Here is a 22,664-nt window from a genome sequence, read left to right as displayed (position 1 = left end):
CATAGGGCAAGACGACGTAGTCTTGAAATGTAAATGCTGCCGAAGCTATCAAGAGCAAAATATGGACAATATAATTTTAACAGGAATGCTTAAAGACTTCGTACAGCGTCACGACATAGAAGATCCAACTGTAGAAAGCCAGTTTGAAAAATTTGCAAATTATTGCTTATTAAAAACGGATCATTACGATTCCTTTGAGTTTGAGAAAGTCGGTACTGGGGAGTGCCTAGGCGTGGACGGCGTAGCCGTTTCCATTGGCGGCGTTATTGTCGATGAGTTAGAAGATGCTGCTCTTTTTACAAAAGCACAATTCGAAGCAAAATTTTTCTTCACACAAGCCAAAACGTCATCAAAATTTGACTTAGGTGACTTTCTAAAATTCCTAACCACAGTAAAAGTGTTCTTTGGAAACCAAAAATCCGCTGTACCCCAAGAGCTGCATAAATCTTATGAAATAAAAGAACTTATATATGAGCGCGCAGCAAAACTACGAGTACTTCCTACGCTAGAGCTCTCGTACGTGTACTCGGGAAAATTTGGCCTCAAAGGCTCACAAATTGAAAGGCAAATCGAAGGAGAAATTCAAGCTCTACGAGACTTGGCTTACAAGTTCTCTGAAGTCACATGGCACGTTCATGATGGCGATGCGATAGCAAGACTCTATAGAGAGACGCAAAACGACATTCAACGAGAAATATCATTCCAACGTCATATAGCATTACCTCCAATAAGCGGAGCTCGTGCAGCGTACTTGGGTGTTGTCAAATGCGCAGACTATGTAAAAATAATACAGAAAGAAAATGGCGAGTTAAACAAAGGCTTATTTTTTGAAAACGTCAGAGACTTCCTCGGAAGCGAAAATATCGTTAACGAAGAAATCGCAAAGACTATATTAAATGAAGAAGAAAGAAACAGATTTGCTATTTTGAATAACGGCGTAACAGTAGTCGCTAGAAGCGTCACTCCATCGGGAGACGATTTCAAGCTATCACAGTTCCAAATAGTAAATGGCTGCCAGACAAGCCACGTCCTCTTCAACAATAGGGACGCCCTGACTGAGGATATGTATTTAACAGTCAAGCTCATTCAGACCTCTGACGTTGACCTGAGCGGAAAAGTTATTGCCACCACAAACAGCCAATCTCAAGTAACAAAAGAGGCATTCGCAACGATAAGACCTTACCACCGAGGATTAGAGGACTTCTTTAATGCGATGAGAAGTGACGGATATGAGTATTATTATGAGCGCCGCCCTCATCAATATGATGACCGTGACGACTTGAGGCAGATGAATATCGTATCAGCCCCATCTTTGATAAAGTCATTCGTTTCTGTAGCTCTCGAAGAACCACACAAGGTGCACTATTACTACGGGCGCCTTCTGCACGAATATAACCAAAATCGTTCCAGCGAGCTTTTCGCAGATGATGATTACCCTGGGTTGTACTATGCAGCGCACCACATCTGCGCCAAGACGAAAAACCAATTAAGCAAGGATCGCGAGCTTTCTGACTGGGGCTTCCATATAGCCCTGCTAGTAAAAAAGCAGATCGCACCGGAATTAAAGAAAGGCGCCACATTAACAGACAAGCGTTTTTTTGAAGTAATTGGCCGCATCGATAAGAACTTTGACGATGCATACCAAACCTCCACCGCCATCATAAAAGAACTAAAGCTTGCCGGAAACAAAAACCGAATTCCAGAAGTCACAGAAACACTAATTAAACAACTAGGAAAATTCACAGCAAAGACCAAACAGAAAGCGCCCACTGCCTCACCGCCTTCTGACACAATATTAAAACCCGGAAAATACTCCGGAATAGTTGATGCATTAAAAGATAACGACACAGCTATCCTGAAATATGGCCCATATAGTGTCACCGCTACTTTCATTGACACCGACAAGAGTCTCATCAAAGTTGGGCAGCGCTTGCTGTTTGAAGTTAAAGAGGGGAGTGTCACCGCGTGGGCGCCTAAACTTTAACTCCTGCGCATGATCGTTTTGGACTGTCCACCGGCAGAACTGGTATATACCATGCCACGAAGATCATGCGCCCTCGCCAGCAAGACGCACTCTGTTTTGAGTGCATCTGAACGCCAGCAAATCTCTCTATAAAACCTCGCCCCCAACGTGAGGGGCGAGCGCTGTGTGACGATTTGGTCTCAGTGAGACGGTTTGGCCTCACTGGATGTTGGTGGGAGCGCTACAGAGTGTGGAAAGCAACACCGTGGAGAACCCCTCAGATCCGAGGGATTCCCTAATACCTGGCCAAACTACCAATTCTGATAATTTCGGTGATTACGAGACAGACCAAACAAGCCGACTCGGATCATCAGGTCTGTTTGTTACATACTCCGAGCCTGAGACCAGCCGGGAACCGCTGCCTACGCAGCCTCCCCCCGCGTGCACCTCCCCCTCCACTGATTTCTGGGGAGTTGACGGTTTGGTCTCACTAGACTTGTGTTGATCTCATCAGCAACCATTGACGCCCGATGCTGAAAGCTCGAAAGCAAGCCGGCCGGGCGTCAGCTATGCTCCCCTCGCCACTTATCCCTGAGACGCACGCCCTAGCGTGCCAACGATCACCACAGAGCTAAAGCTCAAGGAAGCGCTTGATGTACAACCTTTTGATGACGGCCGGTGAAGACGACTGGGATAGCCCTACATGGTCACTATCTACGGGCAGATACCTTGAGCACACAGTTCAGATACTGAGAAACAGGTTCGAGACTCTTTCGCCCGACACGCTTCAGCAACTCAAACAAATGCCAGCCTTATTTGCATATGAGGACTTTCGCGATCAGCCCGCCACGGTAGGACGCATTACTGAAATACAACAGCTCCAACACGAGCTTCGAATCACTCTCGCCATAGATCCAGCAGTGACTCCGATACCACAAGCCGTATTAAGGACCCTTTACCAGGACCTTGACATCAACACTAGGAACTTGGAGCACTGCCGCACCCATTGGGCGGTAAAAGATATTGATCTCGTTGGCGTTTTGGTGAGAGCCAACCTTATAAATCTTCCCCTACTACCACCTCAGCCTAGGCCTCCCAAAGTTTTCATATCCTACTCGTGGGACTCGCCGGAACACCGGCAGTGGGTTGCCTTGCTGGCAGGGACACTGCGATCCAACGGAATCGATGCGACGTTAGATCAATGGCACGTTAGAGGAGGTGAAGATCTAGCGGGTTTTATGGAAAGGTCCATCCGAGAAGCAGACCGCGTTCTGGTAATTTGCACTGAAGCATATGTGGAGAGGGCAATTGGTAGGCAAGGCGGGGTGGGTTACGAGCACACGATGGTAACCGGCGAACTCATGAGAAACGTAGGAACCTCCAAGTTTATTCCAGTAGTTCGCCAGACCAGTCGACCGGCCACCCTGCCAACAGAACTGAACACTCGCCGATATTTCGACCTGAGCCCAGGTGCGGAATATCCAACACAGCTGCAAGAACTCATCAGAGACTTGCATAACGTGCAGACCCCCATTCCGCCACTGGGGCCAAATCCCTTTCATTGAAACAGACCAAATGAGCCGACTCGGACCGTATGGCCTGACTGTGGGATGATCCAAAAATGGCGACTCCTCAAAAGTGAGGAGCCAGAAGTGTCGGGTATCCCGACAGATTCCCGGTAACGCTTCTAACGTTACTTCACCGTTACCTAACGTGCGTCGACGCCTGACAGCAGGCCGGAACAGGCGCGCCGTGGTGACCCCCGCTGGGGGAAGATGTGCTCAAAACTGAGCACATCAAATCCGCGCCACGTTTTCATATCTCGCAAAACGTGGCGCGACACCTTGCCTACCAAAATGGGATGCCAGCCCTCCCCGCTCCATCCTCAATCTGAGACCGGACTGAGCCGAAATACCGGCCGCGTATCACTTTGCCTACCCTCGAATTACTGCAACAAAAAAGCCCTCTTCAGTCCCGCCAAAACCAACTATTTCAGTCCCGTTTAATCCGGTTATGTGTATCACCTAGAGTGCACCTAAAAAGCACTGGATAAATGATCAGATCATGCCTAATGTGAGTTTTTGAGCCACTCAAAACCCCCATTCGAGGCCGCATCTATGAACACAGCTAAGCCCGCCCGAGGACGTCAGCACAAACCAACGCGCTCCGAAGTTGCTGCCGCCTGGGGCCGCCTTCGCGAAGCCGCAGCAGACGGAAGCGTTCAAGCATCCGCCCTGCTGATAGCCCTCGCTGAAAACAAACCGGTCATCGCTATGGAATCGCCGGCCGCATGACTGATCGCGATAAAGCCGGCAAATGGAAGCCCGGACAGTCGGGTAATCCCGGCGGCCGATCCGGCCAGACGCAAGAGCTGCGCGCCCGACTCGCGGAAGGTGCAGACGCCGTGACAAAGAAGGTTCTGACAGCAGCCAAGAAGGGCGATATGCAGGCTTGCCGACTGATCCTTGAGCGCCTGGTACCGCCAATCAAGCCAACTGCCGAGACAGTGTGCTTCGAACTCGACGACACCGACCTACCCAGCGCAGCCAAATCAATCCTTCGCGCAGTTGCCGCCGGCGAGCTACCGCCCGACCAGGGCAAAGCATTGATCGAAGGCCTAGGCGCTGTTGCCCGGGTAATCGAAGTTGCCGAACTGCAGAAGGCCGTCGAAGAACTCCGCGAACAGATGGAGGGAATGCGGCAATGAGCATTAAGTGGATGCGCGCCGAGCTCAAGCGAATTGCAGAAAAGATCGGCGCCGAAGACGAAGAAACAGTGCTCGTTATGTTGACGGTGGTGGACTGCAGGGTTGACGCGGTTGAGGAGGAGATGGACTACCCCAAGACAGTGGGCCACTCCTTCAACTATCCCGTGCTCGGCGTACAGGCGGTCATGCACTTCCCACTGTGCACCATGAACAGCTATGACGCGGCCAATCTGGCAGAGGCGTTCATTCTCCACGTCCGAGCAATTGAAAGCCTCCGCCGTCCCGCTCCAGTAGGTGTGATGGATATGCGGCCATTCCCAAGCGCTGGCGCCTGGATCTTCCCTCCATTGGCTGACGGGCAAGACATCAAAAACCACGTCGCCGAACAGTACCGACTGATCATAGAGGCCCGCCATGAACATCCGTAGCCAGGTGGCCAAGCTGCGCCAGCAATCCGGGCTCACTCAGTTCAATCGTGACGTGCGAGAGATCAGCGCCCTTATGGACGAGTTGCACGAAGCAGCAGCCGGCGGTAGCGCCCGAGATAACGTGTCCCTACTCCAAATCCTGAGCGAATCCTCAAACCAAAAACCGGCCGAACCATGGCCAGACAATCAAAAGGTAACCCAATGAAAATCGGCAAACGATCCGTCCTCAAAGTTGGCTTGGCCAACCTCCACTACTCCGAATACGAGCACTCCCAGGTAGAGGCAAGAACCTTCAATATTCAGCGCCCCGATGGCACCAAAGGAACCTGGCAGGCCGGTGGCTTGCTGAAGTCCGTTCGCCATTTGCAGGGATTGTCGCTGGAGGCGTTCAAGGACCTCGGAGAAGAAATCCTCTCGATTCGCGAGAACAAGGACCTCAACGCCGCTGCCATTGAGCGCAAGGGCAAGGAGCAGATTGATGGAATCATCCCCGCCCTGATGCCTGCAATGGAGAAGGCGGCAAAAGATATGCTCACTTTGGCCCAAACAGTGGCCAGCGGGTTTGCAGCGGTCACGCCTCGCGCTAGCTCGGATGTTGTTGGTTTCCTGGCTGATCAGGAGCTACGAGCCATCGTGCGTGGCCTCAAGCCTGAAGAGCGCCAACGACTAGTCGCTGAAGCGCGCACAGGCAGTCACCCCGACGTTGTAGAGGCCGTGCTCAGGGCAAACCCAATGCTCTCCGGGCTATCGTCAGAGGCGGCTGACAGCCTTTCGCGAGCAGGCATTGCCGCGTCGCGCGCCGAAGACATCGAAGGGCTCAAGCAGATGCTAGCGATCTACGATGACGTGCTGGCCACCGCCTCCAATGCTGGTGTCGCACTGAGCGGCATGGTTGCCAATTCGAATGGGTACACCGGCCGGTTTGAGAAGTGGCGATCGGGCTGCGAGGGCTCCGAAGCGCTTCGCGAATGGCTAGCGAAAATGCCCACTCGCACCTCTGCAAAAGCGGCCCCTGATCAATCCGAAGCGGCCTAACTGATCATCCGTGCGCTACGCAAGTTTAGGTAGCGCCCATCAGCCGGCTGATTCTTTGAGTAAGAAGACATGACGTTTCAAGAGCGCTTTACCGAGGCGTGCAAAACGCAGAAATTCAAACCCTACGAACTGATCCAGGGGCCGGAAGCCGGTTACACGGTGTGGGAGGTCCAGCACGTCAGTGGTGGCCAACAGGTGACAGTCGACGGCCCCTTCTTTGCCGAAGAAGAGGCCAGGGTTTCGGCCGACCTGCTGAGGGGTACATTTCGCGGCGCCCGGGCCAGCGAGACGATCTACAACCGAGTGTGGAACTACGACCCGCGCCAGGAGCAACTGACCATCGACCAGGCCCATATGTCGCGCGCAGTGCTCGCCATCCGTCTTGGGCTGCCTGCCCCCTCGACCAACCCATAGGAGGCCCCATGGCCGCTACAGCAATCGAATACGCCCCGCTCACCACCATCAAACTTTACGGGCAGCTACGGCAGTTCGGTAAGTCCTACCAGTTCTCCGTCCGCACGCCGGCTGAGGCCATCAAAGCACTGTCAGTGCAGATCCCAGGGTTTGAACGGTTTCTGTCTAACGCGAAGTCTCGCGGGCTCGTTTTCGCTATCTTTCGAGGCAAGAAAAATATCAGTGAGGGTGAGCTTGGGTTTCAAGGCAAAGGCGACATCATCATCGCGCCGGTGATCGTTGGTAGTAAGCGCGCTGGCTTTTTGCAAACGGTAGTCGGTGCACTGCTTATAGCGGCGTCATTCTTCACGTTTTGGGCGCCCCCGGTATCAGCCGGGCTGTTTGCATCAGGAGTGGGTATGGTCGCCGGCGGCGTAATCCAAATGCTAAGCCCCCAGGCCGGCGGCCTCAAAACCAGCGCCGCGCCCGAGAACACCCCCGGCTACGCCTTCGGTAGCGCCAAGAACACAACGGCCTCCGGCAATCCTGTGTCGCTGTGTGCCGGCCGCCGGCGCTGGGGTGGAGCGATCATCAGTGCCGCGATTTATGCGGAAGATCGAGCCTGAAGACCATAAGCGAGGCGGCGTTAAATTGAACACTGATTGGCTTTCACCAAAACCGCTAGAGATGTCTTCTACGTATGGTGGACGCATAGGTCTAAGTCGTCCCCTTTTCACTAGATTGGACGGCTCAACTACGACCTAGGCGACCTAGGCCTCGAAACACACCTTGCTAATGATAGATATTCAGTTCGTACCAACTGAAACCACCAGGGCATTGTCCGCGTGGGACATAACTGTCCCCGCGACGAACGTCGTAGTACCAACTATTTTTTTGGCCACAATTCAAATTGCCGCCGGTCACATTATCCCCTGAAGTCCAATGCCAACGCTGGCCATTGTTCGTCGTGTAGAAGTGATTCCCATAGTCCAGCGCGCTCATTATTTGGCCAGTAGCCCCGGCGGGGTTTGGGTATTCTTTTTCCACAGCTGCTTGGCTGGCTATGTACTCGTCCGTCAGCCAGCTAGCATCCTCAAGCGATGGAATTACCCCCATCACCAACATACCTTTTTTAATATCCTCAGCGCTCATTTCACAGCTCCTTCTACGGAATGGTTTGAACGGCTAAATGGCCGCTAGGTGAGAATAGACTCTAATTATCGACTTGCTAGGCGCTGCGGAATTTACGGGTATGCCTATCCAGATACAGGCTTATTTTGTCTTTTTCAGGCTTCCCGCTTGATAAGGAACACCCAAAGTGCAACAGTATTAGTAGAACGCCCTAACTGATACAGGCACCCATCATGTTCATCCGCGCATACCTACGAGCCTCCACCGAAGAACAAGACGCCGGCCGCGCCCGTGCCTCGCTCGAGCAATTCGCCAGCGATCACAACAAGGTCATTGCGAGCGTGTACGTGGAGAACGCCAGCGGCGCCACCTCAGACCGGCCTGAGTTGCTGCGCCTGCTCAAGGATGCACGCAAGGGTGACGTGTTGCTGGTGGAGTCGATAGACCGCCTATCCCGCCTCCCTGTGGAGGACTGGCAAAAGCTCAAGGCAGCGATCGACTCAAAGGGCCTTCGCATCGTCGCGCTCGACCTGCCGACTAGCCACCAGGGAATGCAGGACACCAAAGGGGACGAGTTCACCGGGCGGATGCTGGGTGCGATCAATTCAATGCTCGTGGAAATGATGGCCGCTATTGCGCGCAAGGATTACGAACAGCGCCGCGAGCGCCAGGCTCAAGGTATCGAGAAGGCCAAAGCCGCGGGTAAGTACCAGGGGCGCCCCGTTGATGCTGATCTGCATAAGCGCGTGACCGAACTGCTTGGCGCCGGCCTTGGCATTCGAGCAACGGCCCGGCATGCCGCCTGCTCCACCACCACCGTGCTCCGCATTCGAGATATGGCCGCAATTGCAAAATAGTGGCCAAGCCGCTTAACGTGTCTGTCGGCACTTCTCCGCCGAAGCGAAAAAGGGAACTCCAATTGGCCGACTACATCGACAAAAGCATAATTTGCCAAGCGTACCTCCATATTGATCCGGTTCCAGAACACCTCGATGAGGTAGCACTGAAAGCGCAACTGGAATCGTTCCTGGGCGTGAGGGCAGAGTTTTTCCTCTACAAAGAAGTCGGTACAGACGTTGAGCTCAAGGAGGGGTCACTCAAAATCTATCTGACCATTTTAGGCACCCTTTATGCCGGCATATCCCAGTACCCTTCATTTCGTCAGGGTGTGGAAATGCTCGCAGTAGACTCAAAGCGGGTATCGGAATATGCGATATCCGAGAGTTTGTTCCTCACAAAATCTCGCCACGATTGCGTGCTGCGCACGGAAGCCAGAACCGGCGTTTGTGGAACCTTGAAAAAAATCGCCGACGAAATCGACTACATCAAGCGAGAGTCAGGAAAGGCTGATCCGAGTCGATTGATAGCCCGGATGGAGGCGCTGAAGAAAGACATTTTCCTATTTAAGGACAATGTGACCGATCCAGCGGACAAAGCCTGGGTCTTTCCTCAGCTGAAACAGTATGCAGATGAGCAACTGCCCAAGCGCGCTGTGCCCAAGAAGGATGAACTGGTGAGTGCGGAAATAGGGGCTGCCTACACCCGAGAAAGGGGCCTGCTAATGCGGTCAATGAACTTGGAAAACTAAACCGCTCGGGGCACTGGGAGTGGCGGATTCCACACTCCAATGCTGCCATCCTGCTGTCACAACTGTTTAACCCTTGCGGCCAACTCGGCTGTAACCCTTGAATAATATGGTGTCCCAGGGCCGGTTCGAACGGCCAACCTTCCCCTTAGGAGGGGGATGCTCTATCCAATTGAGCTACTGGGACCAATGACAGCCGCACCACCGATGGCATTGCGACAGACGGCGTGCATGTTAACGGCCAAGGTAAGTTTTGTCATGTCGTCCGTCAGCTTTTTGGTTGTCGGCCTTTCCCTCAATCGGATCTGCCAGACAGGGGCGCGTTAACATTTCGACAGTCTCGTCGTGCAAAATGCACTACACCACATCAGCACCATTGCAAACTGCAATGAGCCATGATTTTGAAATCATCATAACTAATTGTTTTTAAAGGATTTAATCAAATCATATCAACTGGCATGACAGCTGCTTTCTGTATACTCATAACTGTCTGGTAACGCAACAGCATGGGGTCGACACCGATGAACAGCAGCCTCTTGATCCTCAACTCCCTGGCCTTGGCCGTCCTGGTGGTATTTCACTTCCAGGGAACTGGCAAGATGGATATGACACAGATCACTCAAGCAGGCAGCTACCAAAGCCAGCAGCGACCACAACTGGCGGTCATGACCGCCAATGATCAATCATTAAAACAACTGACTCAGGATGCACGGCCTGCCAGAACATCTGAACACTGGGTTTTCTGACAGAATTTAACTACCGGAGCGATCCATGAACAAGTCAGCCTGGCTACTTCTGACCTCAGCCCTGGCCACCGGCCTTCTAGGCGCCAATATGCTGTCGCACGGGCTTGTGACTGTGTCCTTTATCGCCAGCGGCATATTTGCCACTGCATGGATACTGGCCGTCATAATCGGACGGCGCTTCAAGTTTGATCCCGTACTGCGTTGAACAGTGCCTATATCCTGCATAAGCCTTGAATGTCTTGCCTTATGTCGCCTTCCCCTCGCCAATTGGCAATTTGCCACTAATGTTGAAACTATCAGCATTGCTACCGGATACGCACACGACAAGCCCTTCTCATCGGGAATAGACGCGGATCTGTCTCTTGATTGTTCGTTAAAAAAATCTCCAACCAGTCGACAATTTCGAGAAGGAGTGCTGGCATAAAGCCGTCATTCGACTCAATATTTGTCACAGAATTGACGCCAGGGAACCGGCAAATTTGAGGCATGATGCGGCCTCTTTGCAATTGAGGTTGAACATTTGGCAGCAAACCTTGTCCTAACACGCATGTTGCGGCCAATCCCTAAACCGCTCCCCTGAACTAACCGGTTAAATATATGCGCCCATTGAAACAGGCAATTTATTCCAGCCGTACGGCTGACAAGTTCGTCGTACGTCTGCCAGACGGAATGCGGGAACGCATTGCCGAGGTGGCTCGCAATCATCATCGCAGCATGAACTCCGAAATCATCGCGCGCATGGAGCAAAGCCTTATTCAGGAAGGCGCGCTGGGCGACGAGTTGAGCATGCGACTGGACAGCCCCGAGCTGTCACTGCATGAACGCGAACTCCTGCAACGTTTCCGTCAGCTATCTCACCGCCAGCAAAACGCGCTTGTCTCGCTGATTGCCCATGACGCTGAGGCCGCTACAGAAGCCGAATAGTCGGCAATTGGAAAGCTGAAGCCAGCCTTGCGCTGGCTTTTTCTTGCCTGGATTTTGAAAAACATACCGTTTGCGCAGCCTTTCCAGAGGCTGCGCAGGGGAAGATTCAGAGCAGGAAGATCGTTGCCAGTCCAAGGAAGATGAAGAAGCCCCCACTGTCCGTTACGGCCGTGATCATCACACTGGCGCCCATGGCCGGATCACGACCGAGACGCGCCAGGGTCATCGGGATCAAGACCCCCATCAAGGCTGCAAGCAGCAGATTGAGGGTCATGGCTGCAGTCATCACTACCCCCAGGGACCAACTGCCATACAACAAATAGGCCACCACACCTATAACGCCACCCCACACCAGGCCATTAATCAGGCCTACTGCCAACTCCTTGCGCATCAGCCGCGAGGTGTTACCCGTGCTCACCTGGTCCAGAGCCATCGCCCGCACAATCATGGTAATCGTCTGATTCCCCGAATTGCCGCCAATGCCTGCAACAATCGGCATCAACGCAGCCAACGCCACCAACTTCTCGATGGAGCCTTCAAACAAGCCGATCACTCGAGAGGCGATAAACGCCGTAATCAGGTTTACCGCCAGCCATGCCCAACGGTTACGCAGGGACTTCCAGACCGAGGCGAAAATATCTTCCTCTTCGCGCAGACCTGCCATGTTGAGGACTTCGCTTTCGCTTTCCTCACGAATCAGGTCGACCATTTCGTCAATGGTCAGACGACCGATCAGCTTGCCGTTCTTATCGACCACCGGGGCGGAGATCAAGTCATAACGTTCAAACGCCTGAGCCGCATCGTAGGCATCTTCATCCGGGTGAAAGCTCACCGGATCGCTGGCCATGACATCCGCGACCTGTTTATCCGGGTCATTGACCAGCAAGCGCTTGATCGGCAGCACCCCCTTGAGAATGCCTTCGTAATCGACCACAAACAGCTTGTCAGTGTGGCCAGGCAACTCCTTGAGACGACGCAGGTAACGCAGAACCACTTCCAGGCTGACATCCTCACGGATAGTCACCATTTCGAAGTCCATCAGCGCGCCGACCTGATCCTCGTCATAGGACAACGCGGAGCGAACGCGCTCACGCTGCTGGCCGTCGAGGGTCTCCATGAGCTCATGCACGACATCGCGGGGTAGTTCCGGCGCCAGGTCAGCCAGCTCATCGGCATCCATCTCCTTGGCTGCCGCCAGGAGCTCGTGATCATCCATGTCGGCGATCAGCGTTTCACGCACCGAATCGGATACTTCGAGAAGAATGTCGCCGTCGCGATCTGCCTTGACCAATTGCCAAAGGGTCAGACGATCGTCCAGTGGCAAGGCTTCAAGGATATAGGCAACGTCGGCGGAGTGCAGATCATCGAGCTTGCGTTGCAACTCGACAAGGTTCTGCCGGTGGACCAGGTTTTCGACCCGGTCTTGGTGGGGGCCTTCCTGGCGATGGGTCAGATCCTCAACCACACGCTGGCGCTGCAGCAGCTCAACGACTTGAGCAAGGCGATCCTGCAGGCTTTCTTGCGTTTTTTTTACTTCTACTTCGGTCATAGGCGAACTCCACTCCCAGCAGCGGGGCACGCCGGAAGGTTCAATCAGTCAATTCATGATTGGTAAAACGGGGTACTGAGTAACTACTGGGTAAGTCCATGGAGGTATTCCACAAGCCCCGGCGGGGCTGACGAGCGCAATGATACACCGCCCGGCCGTTTTAAACGTTAAAAAACTGGAAAGAACAAGCGCTTGCGAAGCAAAGCCAGTATTGATCACACATATGAAACTGCGACGACACAGCCCACAAAGAAAACACATGGTCCGAGAGAAAAAAGAGAGCCTTTGGGATTATTTCCACGAACAGGCGCACGACAGGCAGGGACAAAACAAATATCCCAGACGGCAAAAAGCCCGCACTAGGCGGGCTTTTTGTTTGTATGGTGCACTCGACAGGATTCGAACCTGTGACCGCTCGGTTCGTAGCCGAGTACTCTATCCAGCTGAGCTACGAGTGCAGATTGTGTTTTTATACCAGATCACAACTGGCTGAAGCAAAGCTACCTGCATCACTGCAACTAACTCTTAAATGGTGCACTCGACAGGATTCGAACCTGTGACCGCTCGGTTCGTAGCCGAGTACTCTATCCAGCTGAGCTACGAGTGCATTTGTTGCCGCGCATTATAGGCCGTTCAATCTCTATGTAAAGCTATTTTTCTAGTAATTTCAACAGCTTACCGAAAAACACAGATTGCAACGTTCTAAGCAAATAATGGCGGAGAACGGGGGATTCGAACCCCCGACACCCTTTTGAGGTGTACTCCCTTAGCAGGGGAGCGCCTTCGGCCACTCGGCCAGCTCTCCGCAACACGGGGCGTATATTAACCAGCTTCATCCCCGTTTGCAAACATAAAAAACGATAAAAATTAATGGCTTGGTTCGTCGTCCTTCTCGTTCTTGATCCGCAGGTAGATTTCCTCACGGTGGACAGCTACCTCTTTCGGGGCGTTAACCCCGATACGCACTTGATTACCTTTGACGCCGAGCACGGTCACGGTGATTTCGCCATCACCAATAATCAGGCTTTCTGCGCATCGGCGAGTCAGAATCAGCATACCTTTCTCCTCACGCATTTCAGTTCAGGGACAACAGTCTGCAAAAAAAAGGCATTGGAACTGCAACCTGAAGGTTACAACCCTGTCTGCCCAAGTATTGTCGAGCACGCCTGATACAACAGCAGCACACCTACCCGACAAAAAATCAAAGGCGCGGATCAACCGCGCCTTTCTGGCAATGCTTCACTCACCCTGTCGGGCAGGGGCATCCAGTTCAAAAGCGGTATGCAGCGCGCGTACGGCCAGCTCCAGGTACTTCTCTTCGATGACCACCGAGACCTTGATCTCCGAGGTAGAGATCATCTGGATATTGATGGTTTCCTTGGCCAGGGATTCAAACATGCGGCTGGCAACACCCGCATGGGAGCGCATGCCGACGCCAACGATCGATACCTTGGCGATCTTGGTATCCCCCACCACTTCACGAGCACCAATTTCGCGGGCCGTGTTTAGCAAGATCCGCTCCGCCGCATCGTATTCATTGCGATGCACGGTAAAGGTGAAGTCGGTGGTGTTATCGTGCGCAACGTTCTGCACGATCATGTCGACTTCAATGTTTGCGGCACTGATGGGCCCCAGAATCTTGAAAGCCACGCCCGGGGTGTCTGGCACGCCACGGATAGTCAGCTTGGCTTCATCGCGATTGAAAGCGATGCCGGAAATGATCGGCTGTTCCATGGATTCCTCTTCATCAATAGTAATGAGGGTGCCCGGACCCTCCTTGAAGCTGTGCAATACGCGCAGCGGAACGTTGTATTTGCCGGCGAACTCCACCGCACGAATCTGCAACACCTTGGAACCGAGGCTGGCCATTTCCAGCATCTCTTCGAAGGTTATTTTGTCCAGGCGCTGAGCCACGGACACGACACGAGGGTCTGTGGTGTAAACGCCATCCACATCGGTGTAGATCTGGCATTCGTCAGCCTTCAAGGCTGCCGCCAGCGCCACACCCGTAGTGTCAGAACCGCCACGACCGAGGGTGGTGATGTTGCCGTTTTCGTCAACGCCCTGGAAACCGGCGACGACCACAACTCGACCTTCTTTCAGATCAGCACGAATCTTCTGATCGTCAATCTGCAGGATGCGCGCCTTGGTGTGTGCGCTGTCAGTCAGAATGCGTACCTGGCTGCCAGTGTAGGACACCGCTGGCACACCACGCTTGTTCAGCGCCATGGCCAACAGGGCGATGGTCACCTGCTCACCCGTAGACACGATCACGTCCAGCTCACGAGGAAGCGGTTGCTGATCGCCACTGATTGCCTTGGCCAGATCGATCAGGCGATTGGTTTCGCCGCTCATGGCAGATAACACCACCACCAGGTCATCACCGGCATCGCGGAATTTCTTAACCTTGTCGGCCACCTGTTCGATTCTTTCGACAGAGCCGACCGAGGTACCTCCGAATTTCTGTACGATCAAAGCCATTTCCAAGCCGCCTCAGCCCGTAAAGGGGCGCCTAATAAACAAATCTTCCAGCGACTGATAAAGCCCATGACTAGACCATGGGCCGATTAACAGCGCCTTAAATACCTGCCTCGACAAACGGAACAGTCAGCGCCAGGGCTGCGTCCAGGGCCGCGGCATCAACACCACCGCCTTGCGCCATGTCCGGACGACCACCACCCTTCCCGCCCACTGCCGCGGCAGCTTGTTTCATCAAATCACCGGCTTTGAGTTGGCCAGTCAGGTCTTTGGTCACACCGGCAACCAGTACGACCTTTTCCTCATGGACACTGCCGAGCAGGATCACTGCGCGGCCGAGTTTGTTCTTCAACTGGTCGACCAAGGCCAACAATGCCTTGCCGTCCTGACCGTCCAGGCGCACAGCCAGCACTTTCACGCCCTTGACGTCCAGCGCCGAAGCAGACAGATCGTCGCCCGCGGCGCTGGCGGCCTTGGCTTGCAACTGCTCCAGCTGTTTCTCCAACTGACGGTTGCGCTCCAGTACAGCAGAAAGCTTGTCGATCAGATTGTCGCGACTGCCCTTGACCAGGGTCGCCGCTTCCTTGAGTTGTTCTTCAGCAGCATTCAGATAAGCCAGGGCTGCAGCACCGGTCACCGCTTCGATACGGCGCACACCGGAGGCAACACCACCTTCACTGATGATTTTCAGCAGGCCGATGTCGCCAGTACGGTTGGCGTGGATACCACCACATAGCTCCACCGAGAAGCTGCCGCCCATGCTCAGCACACGCACGTTATCACCATACTTCTCACCGAACAGAGCCATGGCGCCTTTGGCCTTGGCGGTCTCGATATCGGTTTCTTCGGTTTGCACCGCGCTGTTCTTGCGAATCTGCGCGTTGACGATATCTTCCAGGGCCTTCAACTGCTCAGGCTTGATAGCCTCGAAATGGCTGAAGTCAAAGCGCAGGCGCTGGCTATCGACCAACGAACCCTTCTGTTGCACGTGTTCGCCCAATACCTGACGCAATGCTGCGTGCAGCAGGTGCGTGGCCGAATGGTTCAACGCGGTGGCGTGACGCACATTGGCATCGACCTGAGTGTCCACCGGCGCGCCGACCGTCAAGCTGCCCAGTACCAGCACACCGTGATGCAGGAAGGCGCCACCGGTCTTGGTGGTATCGCGCACATCGAAACGGCCAGAGGTCGAACTCAGGAAACCACAGTCGCCAACCTGACCGCCGGATTCGGCGTAGAACGGCGTCTGGTCCAGGACCACGACACCTTCTTCACCTTCGTTCAGTACGTCGACGGACTTGCCGTCCTTGTAGATAGCAACGACCTTGGCCGAACCTTGGGTGGCGTGATAACCGGTGAACTCGGTGGCCACGTCAACCTTGACCAGCGTGTTGTAGTCCAGGCCAAAGGAGCTGGCGGAACGCGCGCGTACGCGCTGGGCTTCCATTTCACGCTCGAAACCGGCCTCGTCGACCGTCAGCTCGCGCTCACGGGCGATATCGGCCGTCAGGTCCATCGGGAAACCGTAGGTATCATAAAGCTTGAAGACCACGTCGCCCGGCACCACGGTGCCCTTGAGTTCAGCCAGATCCTGCTCGAGGATTTTCAGGCCCTGTTCAAGCGTCTTGGCAAACTGCTCCTCTTCAGCCTTGAGCACGCGCTCGATATTGGCTTGCTGCTGCTTGAGCTCCGGGAATGCTTCGCCCATCTCGGCCACCAGCGCGGCAACGATCTTGAAGAAGAAGCTACCGCTGGCACCCAGTTTGTTGCCATGGCGGCAGGCGCGACGAATGATGCGACGCAGTACATAACCGCGACCTTCGTTGGACGGCAGCACGCCGTCGGCAATCAGGAAGCCGCAGGAACGGATGTGGTCCGAAACCACCTTGAGCGAAGACTGGTCCTCATTGGCGCAACCGATCGCCGCCGCCGAGGCACTCAGCAAGTTCTTGAACAGGTCGATTTCGTAGTTGGAGTGGACGTGCTGCATCACCGCACTGATCCGTTCCAGGCCCATGCCGGTATCTACCGAGGGCGCTGGCAGCGGATGCAACACGCCATCGGCGGTGCGGTTGAACTGCATGAATACGTTGTTCCAGATCTCGATGTAACGGTCGCCGTCTTCTTCCGGCGAACCCGGCGGGCCGCCCCAGATGTCGGCGCCGTGATCGTAGAAGATCTCGGTGCATGGGCCGCACGGGCCGGTATCACCCATGGTCCAGAAGTTGTCGGAGGCGTACGGGGCGCCCTTGTTGTCGCCGATGCGAATCATGCGCTCGACCGGTACACCAATCTGCTGGGTCCAGATGTCATAGGCTTCGTCATCGGTGGCATACACGGTGACCCAGAGTTTTTCCTTCGGTAGCTTCAACACGCCGGTCAGGAAGGTCCAGGCAAAGTTGATCGCGTCCTGCTTGAAATAATCGCCAAAGCTGAAGTTGCCGAGCATTTCGAAAAAGGTGTGGTGACGAGCGGTGTAGCCGACGTTTTCCAGATCGCTGTTCTTGCCGCCGGCGCGCACGCACTTCTGGCTGCTGGTGGCGCGGGTGTATGCGCGCTTCTCCTGGCCCAGGAAGCAGTCCTTGAACTGGTTCATCCCCGCGTTGGTGAACAGCAGGGTTGGGTCATTGCCTGGGATCAAGGAGCTGGAGGAGACACGAGTGTGCCCTTGCTCTTCGAAGAAGCGAAGGAAGGCTTCACGGATTTCTGCGCTTTTCATTAGGTTCTTCCACGGAGGCTGCGGCCAAAGGCCAGTGCGCAACATCATCAGACGGAGCGACGGCAAAGGGCCGCATTATATCGGCCCTTTGCCCGTGGTACAGCGTGTTTATGCGATAGAAACAGTCAATTAGACAGTCTGCACGGTCAATTCCGGGAAAACTCGACAAATGTTGCGAGAACCCGCTCGAGCTGCTCGCGGCTGACATCCAGATGCGTGACCATCCGCAGTCGCGGCGCAGCACTCAACTTGATCCCGCGACCCGCCGCGAAGGCCCTCAAGTCTTGGGCCCGGTCACCGATCTGCACGTAGACCATGTTGGTCTGCACCGGCTCCACCGAGTACCCAGCCTTGCGCAGTTCATCCCCCAACCATTGGGCGTTGGCATGGTCTTCGGCCAGGCGTTCGACCTGATGATCCAGGGCATACAGCGCCGCCGCCGCCAGCGAGCCCGCCTGACGCATGCCACCACCGACCATCTTGCGCAGACGGCGGGCCTTGGCAATCAATACCTCACTGCCGCACAACACCGAACCAATGGGCGCACCAAGCCCCTTGGACAGGCAGACCGACACCGAGTCGAAGTGCTGCGCTATTTCCCGGGCATCCACCCCAAGCTTGACCGCTGCGTTATAGATTCGCGCGCCGTCCAAATGCAGGGCCAGACCATGCTCGCGGGTAAACGCCCGCGCCGCCGCCAGGTACGCCAAGGGCAGGACCTTGCCCTGCATGGTGTTTTCCAGCGCTAACAGACGGGTACGGGCGAAATGGAAGTCATCGGGCTTGATCGCTTCTGCCACCTGAGCCAGGTCCAGCGAACCGTCTGCCTGGACTTCCAGCGGCTGGGGCTGGATCGAACCGAGCACGGCCGCGCCGCCGCCTTCGTACTTATAGGTATGGGCTTGCTGGCCGACGATGTATTCCTCGCCTCGCTCACAGTGGGCCATCAACGCCAGCAGATTGCTCATGGTGCCGGTGGGCACGAACAACGCAGCCGCGAACCCCAGGCGCCGGGCCAGCTCGGCTTCCAGGTGATTGACGCTTGGGTCTTCACCATAGACATCGTCGCCACTGGCGGCATTGGCCATGGCCTCGCGCATGCCGGGGGTAGGTTGCGTCACGGTGTCGCTACGAAGGTCAATCACGGTCATCGGGCAAGCCTCGGTACAAGGGAATTCACATTTTGTTGACGATTACTGCGGGCATCGCGGATGAATATCAAGGTCTTCGCTACAACCAGCCGGAATACCAAGCAAATAAATCGATATGGATTATCAAAACCCCGCCCATGCAGTTTTACGAAATATATGGTAAAAACTCACCGCTGCCAGGGTTCTGGCAGTAACGTTCTCAGGGCGGGGTGTAATTCCCCACCGGCGGTAATTACGCGCAATGCGTATAGCCCGCGAGCGCTTGGTGCCTGGAACTGCTTGTGCAGGACGGCGCCAAGGTCAGCAGACCCGGTGTGATCCCGGGGCCGACGGTCATAGTCCGGATGAAGAGAGAACGGGATTGACACCCAAGGGCCGCACGCCGCTTGCATGACGCGGTTGTTCGTACTCTTGAATCCCATTCGATTCATAACGCCCTGTTTTTTTCTTAAACAGGAGTCAGAACATGCAACCCACCGCTATCGACAGCAAAAGCAAGAACCACCACGGCGAGCGCGTCGCCTTTATCCAGGCCTGCTGGCACAAGGATATTGTCGACCAGAGCCGTAAAGGCTTCCTCGCCGAAATGATCGCCCAGGGCTATCAGGAGTCGGATATCGATTTCTTCGAAGTCGGCGGCGCCTTTGAAATGCCGCTGCACGCCAAGCTGCTGGCCAAGTCCGGTCGTTACGCGGGCATCGTCGCCGCTGCACTGGTGGTGGACGGCGGGATCTACCGCCATGAGTTCGTCGCCCAGTCGGTGGTCAGCGGCCTGATGCAGGTTCAGTTGGAAACCGAAGTACCGGTGTTCTCGGTATCACTTACCCCGCATCATTTCCACGCAGGCCTGGAGCACCAGACGTTCTTCTTCGAGCATTTTGTCCACAAAGGTGAGGAAGCAGCGAGAACCTGCGCCGACACCTTGCACAAAGTCCGCGCGATCCGCCGCAACGAGCCGCGTGCCGTAGCTGTCTAAGCAACACGGTAAAACCCGATCAGGGAATAGGCTTGTGTGGGAGCGGGCTTGCTCGCGATAGCGGCGGATCAGTCAACCAAGATGTCGACTGACTCACCGTCATCGCGAGCAAGCCCGCTCCCACATTTGGAGTGCCCCAGGCCTCGGGATCTAGGCCAGTCCAGCATCCGTGGTTGGCACGATCAATATCCCGGCACGCAAACCGTTCTTCACCTTCGGGTTGGGGAAGATGATGCGTGCGCCCTCCTCCTCGATCACCCATCGCGTCTTGGCCACATCCTCGGCCAGCAGGTAACCCTTCTCCAGCGGCGAGAAGTTTTCCACGTCCCCCGGCAGGTGCATCAGGAAGGCATCGCTGTGCTTGATCACTTCCCGCGCCACGCTGAACAGTTGCAAACCCTCGAGGCTGCCAGCATCAGGCTCATTGCCCTCGATGATCTGCTTGAGGCGAGTTTCCAGGCGGGACACGTCAACGCCCTGGTTTTGCCCGAACGGCCGCGCCTTGCCCAATTCCAGGGTAAACGACTCGGCGCCCAACTGTTCATAGGTAAACGCAGTGAAGGTGATCGAGGTCTTGTTCTGCAGCAAGACCGCTTGCATGCCGGCCGCACGAAGGCGGGCCAGCTCACGACGTGAATGCTGGCGCCCGTCTTTCCACGGGTAAAGGGCGAATTGCTCGATTTTGGAGCCACGAATCGCCGTGTGCAGGTCATAGTGCAGGCGACTGCGGCCGGGCAGGCTGAAGAAGTTACGCGCCAACTGTTCCAGATCGGCCGCGCGAATCGCTTCCGGACCGATGTTCTTTTCATGCCGGCCGTTGAACAGCCGGTTGACGTCGAGTTCGAGATAACGCTCGCCGCGGCGCATGGCCTCGGGATTGCCGAACAGGAACAGAATACGGGTGCGGGGTTTGATCTCCCCACGGGCGATGCCATGCAACAAGCGGTCGAGCAGCTCGATCGGCGCTGTTTCGTTGCCATGGATGCCGGACGACAGCAGCAGGTCGCTGCCGTTGTCCCGCGCCTCAGGCGGCCGCACTTCCAGTGCGCCCTCGCTGAGCCAGCGCATTTGCACGCCGTCGACAGTCAGTTGAATTTTTTGCGCCGGTTCACGACCGGCGAGGGTCAGTTCAAGCAGTTTGCCGAGGGCGAGCATAAGCAGCTTCCTTAGTGGTTGCAGCCTGGACCGTGGACGTGATCGTCGTCATCACCTTCGACGTCGGCCGGTTCCATTTCCAGTTGCAGGCTCATCAGGTTGGTGGCCAGGGGACGCATCAGCAGGTTGGCGTACTCGGCGTCGCCTTCCTCCACGTCTACGCCGATCAGCAGTTGGCCACGGCCATCGTGCTGGATCCAGATCTCCTTGCCCTGCCAGACCACGGCGACGCGGGTGCAGGAAGTTTCCAGCTGGGTGCCGTCGGTGTCTTCAAGGATCAGCTTCAGGGTGTCGGTCATAAATAAAATATCTCAGCCACGTGGCGTTAATTGATCTGGAAAGGATAAACCGAGCCCAGTTTAAGGATTTGCGTCAGTTCATCCAACGCCGTCCGGCACTCAAGCAGCAACTGCGGGTCAGCCAGGTCAGTCTCGCGCAGGCTGTCGCGGTAATGCTTGCCGACCCACTGGGTCAGGGTGTCGTACAACGATGGCGTCATGATAACCCCTGGATTCACCGCCGCCAGCTCAGTTTCATTCAACGCCACGCGCAGACGCAGGCAGGCCGGCCCACCACCGTTCTGCATGCTTTGCTTGAGATCGAAAACCTTCACCTCACGGATCAGGCCAGCGGACGCGGTCAGGCCTTGCAGGTACTGCCAGACGCGCTCGTTGTTGCGGCACTCTTCCGGCACGATCAGCAGCATCGTGCCGTCGGCACGGGTCAGCAACTGGCTGTTGAACAAGTAGGAACGTACGGCGTCCTCAACACTGACCTGCGAGCGTGGTACGCACACAGCCTGGAAATTGCCGCCCAGCTTGCCAAGCTTGCCCTGCAATTCGCCGAGCATTTGCTCGGTATTGAGGAACGCATCCTCGTGATAGAACAGCACTTCGCCGTTGCCCACCGCGATTACGTCATTGTGAAACACACCGGCATCGATCACTGCCGGGTTCTGCTGGCCGAAGACCACGCCCTCATCGCGCAGGCCGTGCAGGCGCGCAACCGCCTGTGACGCTTCCAGGGTCTGTCGCGCCGGGTACTTTTGCGGCGCCGGGTAACGGGTATCGAAGGCACTGCGCCCGAACACGAAGAACTCGACACCGGCCTCGCCATAATCACGGCAGAAGCGCGTGTGGTTGGCCGCACCCTCATCACCGAATTGCGCCACTGCGGGCAATGCGGCGTGATGGGCGAAGTGTTTCTGGTCCGCGAACATCGCCCCAAGTACGCGACTGGTAGTGGGGTGTTCGATACTGCGATGGTATTTGCAGTTGAGGTTGGCGGCGGTGAAATGCACGCGGCCATCTGCCGTGTCGGCGCTCGGGCTGACGGTGGCGGCGTTGGCCACCCACATGCTCGACGCGGAGCAACTGGCAACCAGCAATGGCATGGCTTGTCTGGCTGCCTGCTGGATCACTTGTGCGTCAGTGCCGGCAAAGCCAAGGTTGCGCAAGGCTGCCACATCAGGGCGTTCCTGTGGTGCCAGCACACCTTGCACGAAGCCCATTTCCATCAAGGCTTTCATTTTCTGCAGGCCCTGCAACGCCGCTTCCCTTGGGTTGGAATGCTGCTGGCTGTTGCTCTGGGACGCGACGTTGCCGAAGGACAAGCCGCCGTAGTTATGGGTCGGCCCCACGAGACCGTCAAAATTGACTTCACAGGATTTCATCGGCGAGGCTCCACGAATATCTTTTTTTATAGGCAATCTTCAACACACCACA

General features: G+C 55.5%; 23 protein-coding genes, 4 tRNA genes and 1 riboswitch. Of the genes, 14 read left to right on the top strand and 13 right to left on the bottom strand.

What is annotated here, in order from left to right:
* Positions 1-61: 61 nt before the first annotated feature.
* The 8 genes from OQ460_RS06685 (at position 62) to OQ460_RS06650 (ending at position 7,152) form a co-directional block, all read left to right on the top strand.
* A complete protein-coding gene (locus OQ460_RS06685; protein WP_410021067.1) occupies positions 62-1,984 on the top strand; it encodes an AIPR family protein in 1,923 nt (640 codons plus the stop codon).
* 632 nt (positions 1,985-2,616) lie between these two features.
* A complete protein-coding gene (locus OQ460_RS06680) occupies positions 2,617-3,528 on the top strand; it encodes a toll/interleukin-1 receptor domain-containing protein (RefSeq protein ID WP_410021066.1) in 912 nt (303 codons plus the stop codon).
* Between the two features lie 725 nt (positions 3,529-4,253).
* Positions 4,254-4,670 (top strand): DUF5681 domain-containing protein, encoded by a 417-nt coding sequence (locus OQ460_RS06675; protein ID WP_017138405.1) that lies wholly within the window; start codon positions 4,254-4,256, stop codon positions 4,668-4,670.
* Entirely contained in the window at positions 4,667-5,098 is a 432-nt protein-coding gene (locus OQ460_RS06670; RefSeq protein WP_410021065.1) for a hypothetical protein, read from the top strand. Before OQ460_RS06675 ends, OQ460_RS06670 begins: the two co-directional genes overlap by 4 nt.
* Positions 5,085-5,303 carry a hypothetical protein gene (locus OQ460_RS06665; RefSeq protein ID WP_410021064.1) on the top strand — a complete coding sequence of 73 codons (219 nt, stop codon included), beginning with the start codon at positions 5,085-5,087 and terminating at the stop codon, positions 5,301-5,303. Before OQ460_RS06670 ends, OQ460_RS06665 begins: the two co-directional genes overlap by 14 nt.
* Positions 5,300-6,133, top strand: coding sequence for a hypothetical protein (locus OQ460_RS06660; RefSeq protein WP_410021063.1), 834 nt, complete (start codon positions 5,300-5,302; stop codon positions 6,131-6,133). The genes OQ460_RS06665 and OQ460_RS06660 overlap by 4 nt, the downstream gene beginning before the upstream one ends.
* 69 nt (positions 6,134-6,202) lie before the next feature.
* Positions 6,203-6,547, top strand: a complete 345-nt coding sequence (locus OQ460_RS06655; RefSeq protein WP_410021062.1) for a hypothetical protein — start codon at positions 6,203-6,205, stop codon at positions 6,545-6,547.
* Between the two features lie 8 nt (positions 6,548-6,555).
* Positions 6,556-7,152, top strand: a complete 597-nt coding sequence (locus OQ460_RS06650) for a tail assembly protein (protein WP_410021061.1) — start codon at positions 6,556-6,558, stop codon at positions 7,150-7,152.
* Positions 7,153-7,318: 166 nt separating this feature from the next.
* Here the strand turns inward: OQ460_RS06650 and OQ460_RS06645 are convergent, their stop codons facing one another.
* A complete protein-coding gene (locus tag OQ460_RS06645) occupies positions 7,319-7,678 on the bottom strand; it encodes a hypothetical protein (RefSeq protein ID WP_410021060.1) in 360 nt (119 codons plus the stop codon).
* 212 nt (positions 7,679-7,890) lie between these two features.
* On the opposite strand from OQ460_RS06645, the gene OQ460_RS06640 reads away from it, so the two are divergent.
* On the top strand, positions 7,891-8,514 hold the full coding sequence (locus OQ460_RS06640) for a recombinase family protein (RefSeq protein ID WP_410021059.1): 624 nt from the start codon (positions 7,891-7,893) through the stop codon (positions 8,512-8,514).
* A gap of 62 nt (positions 8,515-8,576) precedes the next feature.
* Positions 8,577-9,245: a hypothetical protein gene (locus OQ460_RS06635; RefSeq protein ID WP_410021058.1), complete on the top strand. Its 669-nt coding sequence runs from the start codon at positions 8,577-8,579 to the stop codon at positions 9,243-9,245.
* Between the two features lie 107 nt (positions 9,246-9,352).
* On the opposite strand, the gene OQ460_RS06630 is transcribed toward OQ460_RS06635, so the two are convergent.
* Positions 9,353-9,429: transfer RNA gene (locus tag OQ460_RS06630), tRNA-Arg, on the bottom strand.
* Between the two features lie 334 nt (positions 9,430-9,763).
* On the opposite strand from OQ460_RS06630, the gene OQ460_RS06625 reads away from it, so the two are divergent.
* From OQ460_RS06625 to OQ460_RS06615, 3 genes are all read left to right on the top strand, one after another.
* Positions 9,764-9,988 carry a hypothetical protein gene (locus tag OQ460_RS06625; RefSeq protein ID WP_410021057.1) on the top strand — a complete coding sequence of 75 codons (225 nt, stop codon included), beginning with the start codon at positions 9,764-9,766 and terminating at the stop codon, positions 9,986-9,988.
* Between the two features lie 25 nt (positions 9,989-10,013).
* The gene (locus OQ460_RS06620) at positions 10,014-10,193 is read left to right on the top strand and encodes a PA3371 family protein (RefSeq protein WP_410021056.1); all 180 of its coding nucleotides are present in this window, start codon (positions 10,014-10,016) and stop codon (positions 10,191-10,193) included.
* 392 nt (positions 10,194-10,585) lie between these two features.
* Positions 10,586-10,912, top strand: a complete 327-nt coding sequence (locus OQ460_RS06615; RefSeq protein WP_410021055.1) for an Arc family DNA-binding protein — start codon at positions 10,586-10,588, stop codon at positions 10,910-10,912.
* A gap of 106 nt (positions 10,913-11,018) precedes the next feature.
* Here the strand turns inward: OQ460_RS06615 and mgtE are convergent, their stop codons facing one another.
* The 8 genes from mgtE to ltaE form a co-directional block, all read right to left on the bottom strand.
* Positions 11,019-12,461 (bottom strand): magnesium transporter, encoded by a 1,443-nt coding sequence (gene mgtE, locus OQ460_RS06610; RefSeq protein ID WP_410021054.1) that lies wholly within the window; start codon positions 12,459-12,461, stop codon positions 11,019-11,021.
* A 381-nt stretch (positions 12,462-12,842) separates the two neighbouring features.
* A tRNA-Arg gene (locus OQ460_RS06605) sits at positions 12,843-12,919 on the bottom strand.
* 72 nt (positions 12,920-12,991) lie between these two features.
* A tRNA-Arg gene (locus OQ460_RS06600) sits at positions 12,992-13,068 on the bottom strand.
* 107 nt (positions 13,069-13,175) lie between these two features.
* Positions 13,176-13,266: transfer RNA gene (locus OQ460_RS06595), tRNA-Ser, on the bottom strand.
* 62 nt (positions 13,267-13,328) lie between these two features.
* Entirely contained in the window at positions 13,329-13,517 is a 189-nt protein-coding gene (csrA, locus tag OQ460_RS06590; RefSeq protein WP_410021053.1) for a carbon storage regulator CsrA, read from the bottom strand.
* Positions 13,518-13,700: 183 nt separating this feature from the next.
* Entirely contained in the window at positions 13,701-14,942 is a 1,242-nt protein-coding gene (locus OQ460_RS06585) for an aspartate kinase (RefSeq protein ID WP_410021052.1), read from the bottom strand.
* Positions 14,943-15,039: 97 nt separating this feature from the next.
* Complete coding sequence (gene alaS, locus OQ460_RS06580; RefSeq protein ID WP_410021051.1) at positions 15,040-17,658, bottom strand: alanine--tRNA ligase; 2,619 nt, start codon at positions 17,656-17,658, stop codon at positions 15,040-15,042.
* 146 nt (positions 17,659-17,804) lie between these two features.
* Positions 17,805-18,809 carry a low-specificity L-threonine aldolase gene (gene ltaE, locus OQ460_RS06575; protein ID WP_410021050.1) on the bottom strand — a complete coding sequence of 335 codons (1,005 nt, stop codon included), beginning with the start codon at positions 18,807-18,809 and terminating at the stop codon, positions 17,805-17,807.
* Positions 18,810-19,000: 191 nt separating this feature from the next.
* A riboswitch (FMN riboswitch) is annotated at positions 19,001-19,170 on the top strand.
* Positions 19,171-19,275: 105 nt separating this feature from the next.
* Here ltaE and OQ460_RS06570 point away from each other — a divergent pair.
* Positions 19,276-19,785, top strand: coding sequence for a 6,7-dimethyl-8-ribityllumazine synthase (locus tag OQ460_RS06570; protein ID WP_410021049.1), 510 nt, complete (start codon positions 19,276-19,278; stop codon positions 19,783-19,785).
* 150 nt (positions 19,786-19,935) lie between these two features.
* Here the strand turns inward: OQ460_RS06570 and astE are convergent, their stop codons facing one another.
* The 3 genes from astE to astB are packed head-to-tail and all read right to left on the bottom strand — an operon-like array spanning position 19,936 to position 22,612.
* Positions 19,936-20,940: a succinylglutamate desuccinylase gene (gene astE, locus OQ460_RS06565; protein WP_410021048.1), complete on the bottom strand. Its 1,005-nt coding sequence runs from the start codon at positions 20,938-20,940 to the stop codon at positions 19,936-19,938.
* Between the two features lie 11 nt (positions 20,941-20,951).
* Positions 20,952-21,239 carry a hypothetical protein gene (locus OQ460_RS06560; RefSeq protein WP_003175651.1) on the bottom strand — a complete coding sequence of 96 codons (288 nt, stop codon included), beginning with the start codon at positions 21,237-21,239 and terminating at the stop codon, positions 20,952-20,954.
* A 26-nt stretch (positions 21,240-21,265) separates the two neighbouring features.
* On the bottom strand, positions 21,266-22,612 hold the full coding sequence (gene astB / locus OQ460_RS06555; protein WP_410021047.1) for an N-succinylarginine dihydrolase: 1,347 nt from the start codon (positions 22,610-22,612) through the stop codon (positions 21,266-21,268).
* Between the last annotated feature and the right edge of the window lie 52 nt (positions 22,613-22,664).

Source organism: Pseudomonas imrae (assembly GCF_046352735.2).
Lineage (GTDB): Bacteria > Pseudomonadota > Gammaproteobacteria > Pseudomonadales > Pseudomonadaceae > Aquipseudomonas > Aquipseudomonas imrae.
Note: the sequence above shows the minus strand (reverse complement) of the source record. Positions and strands in the feature narration are given on the sequence as shown.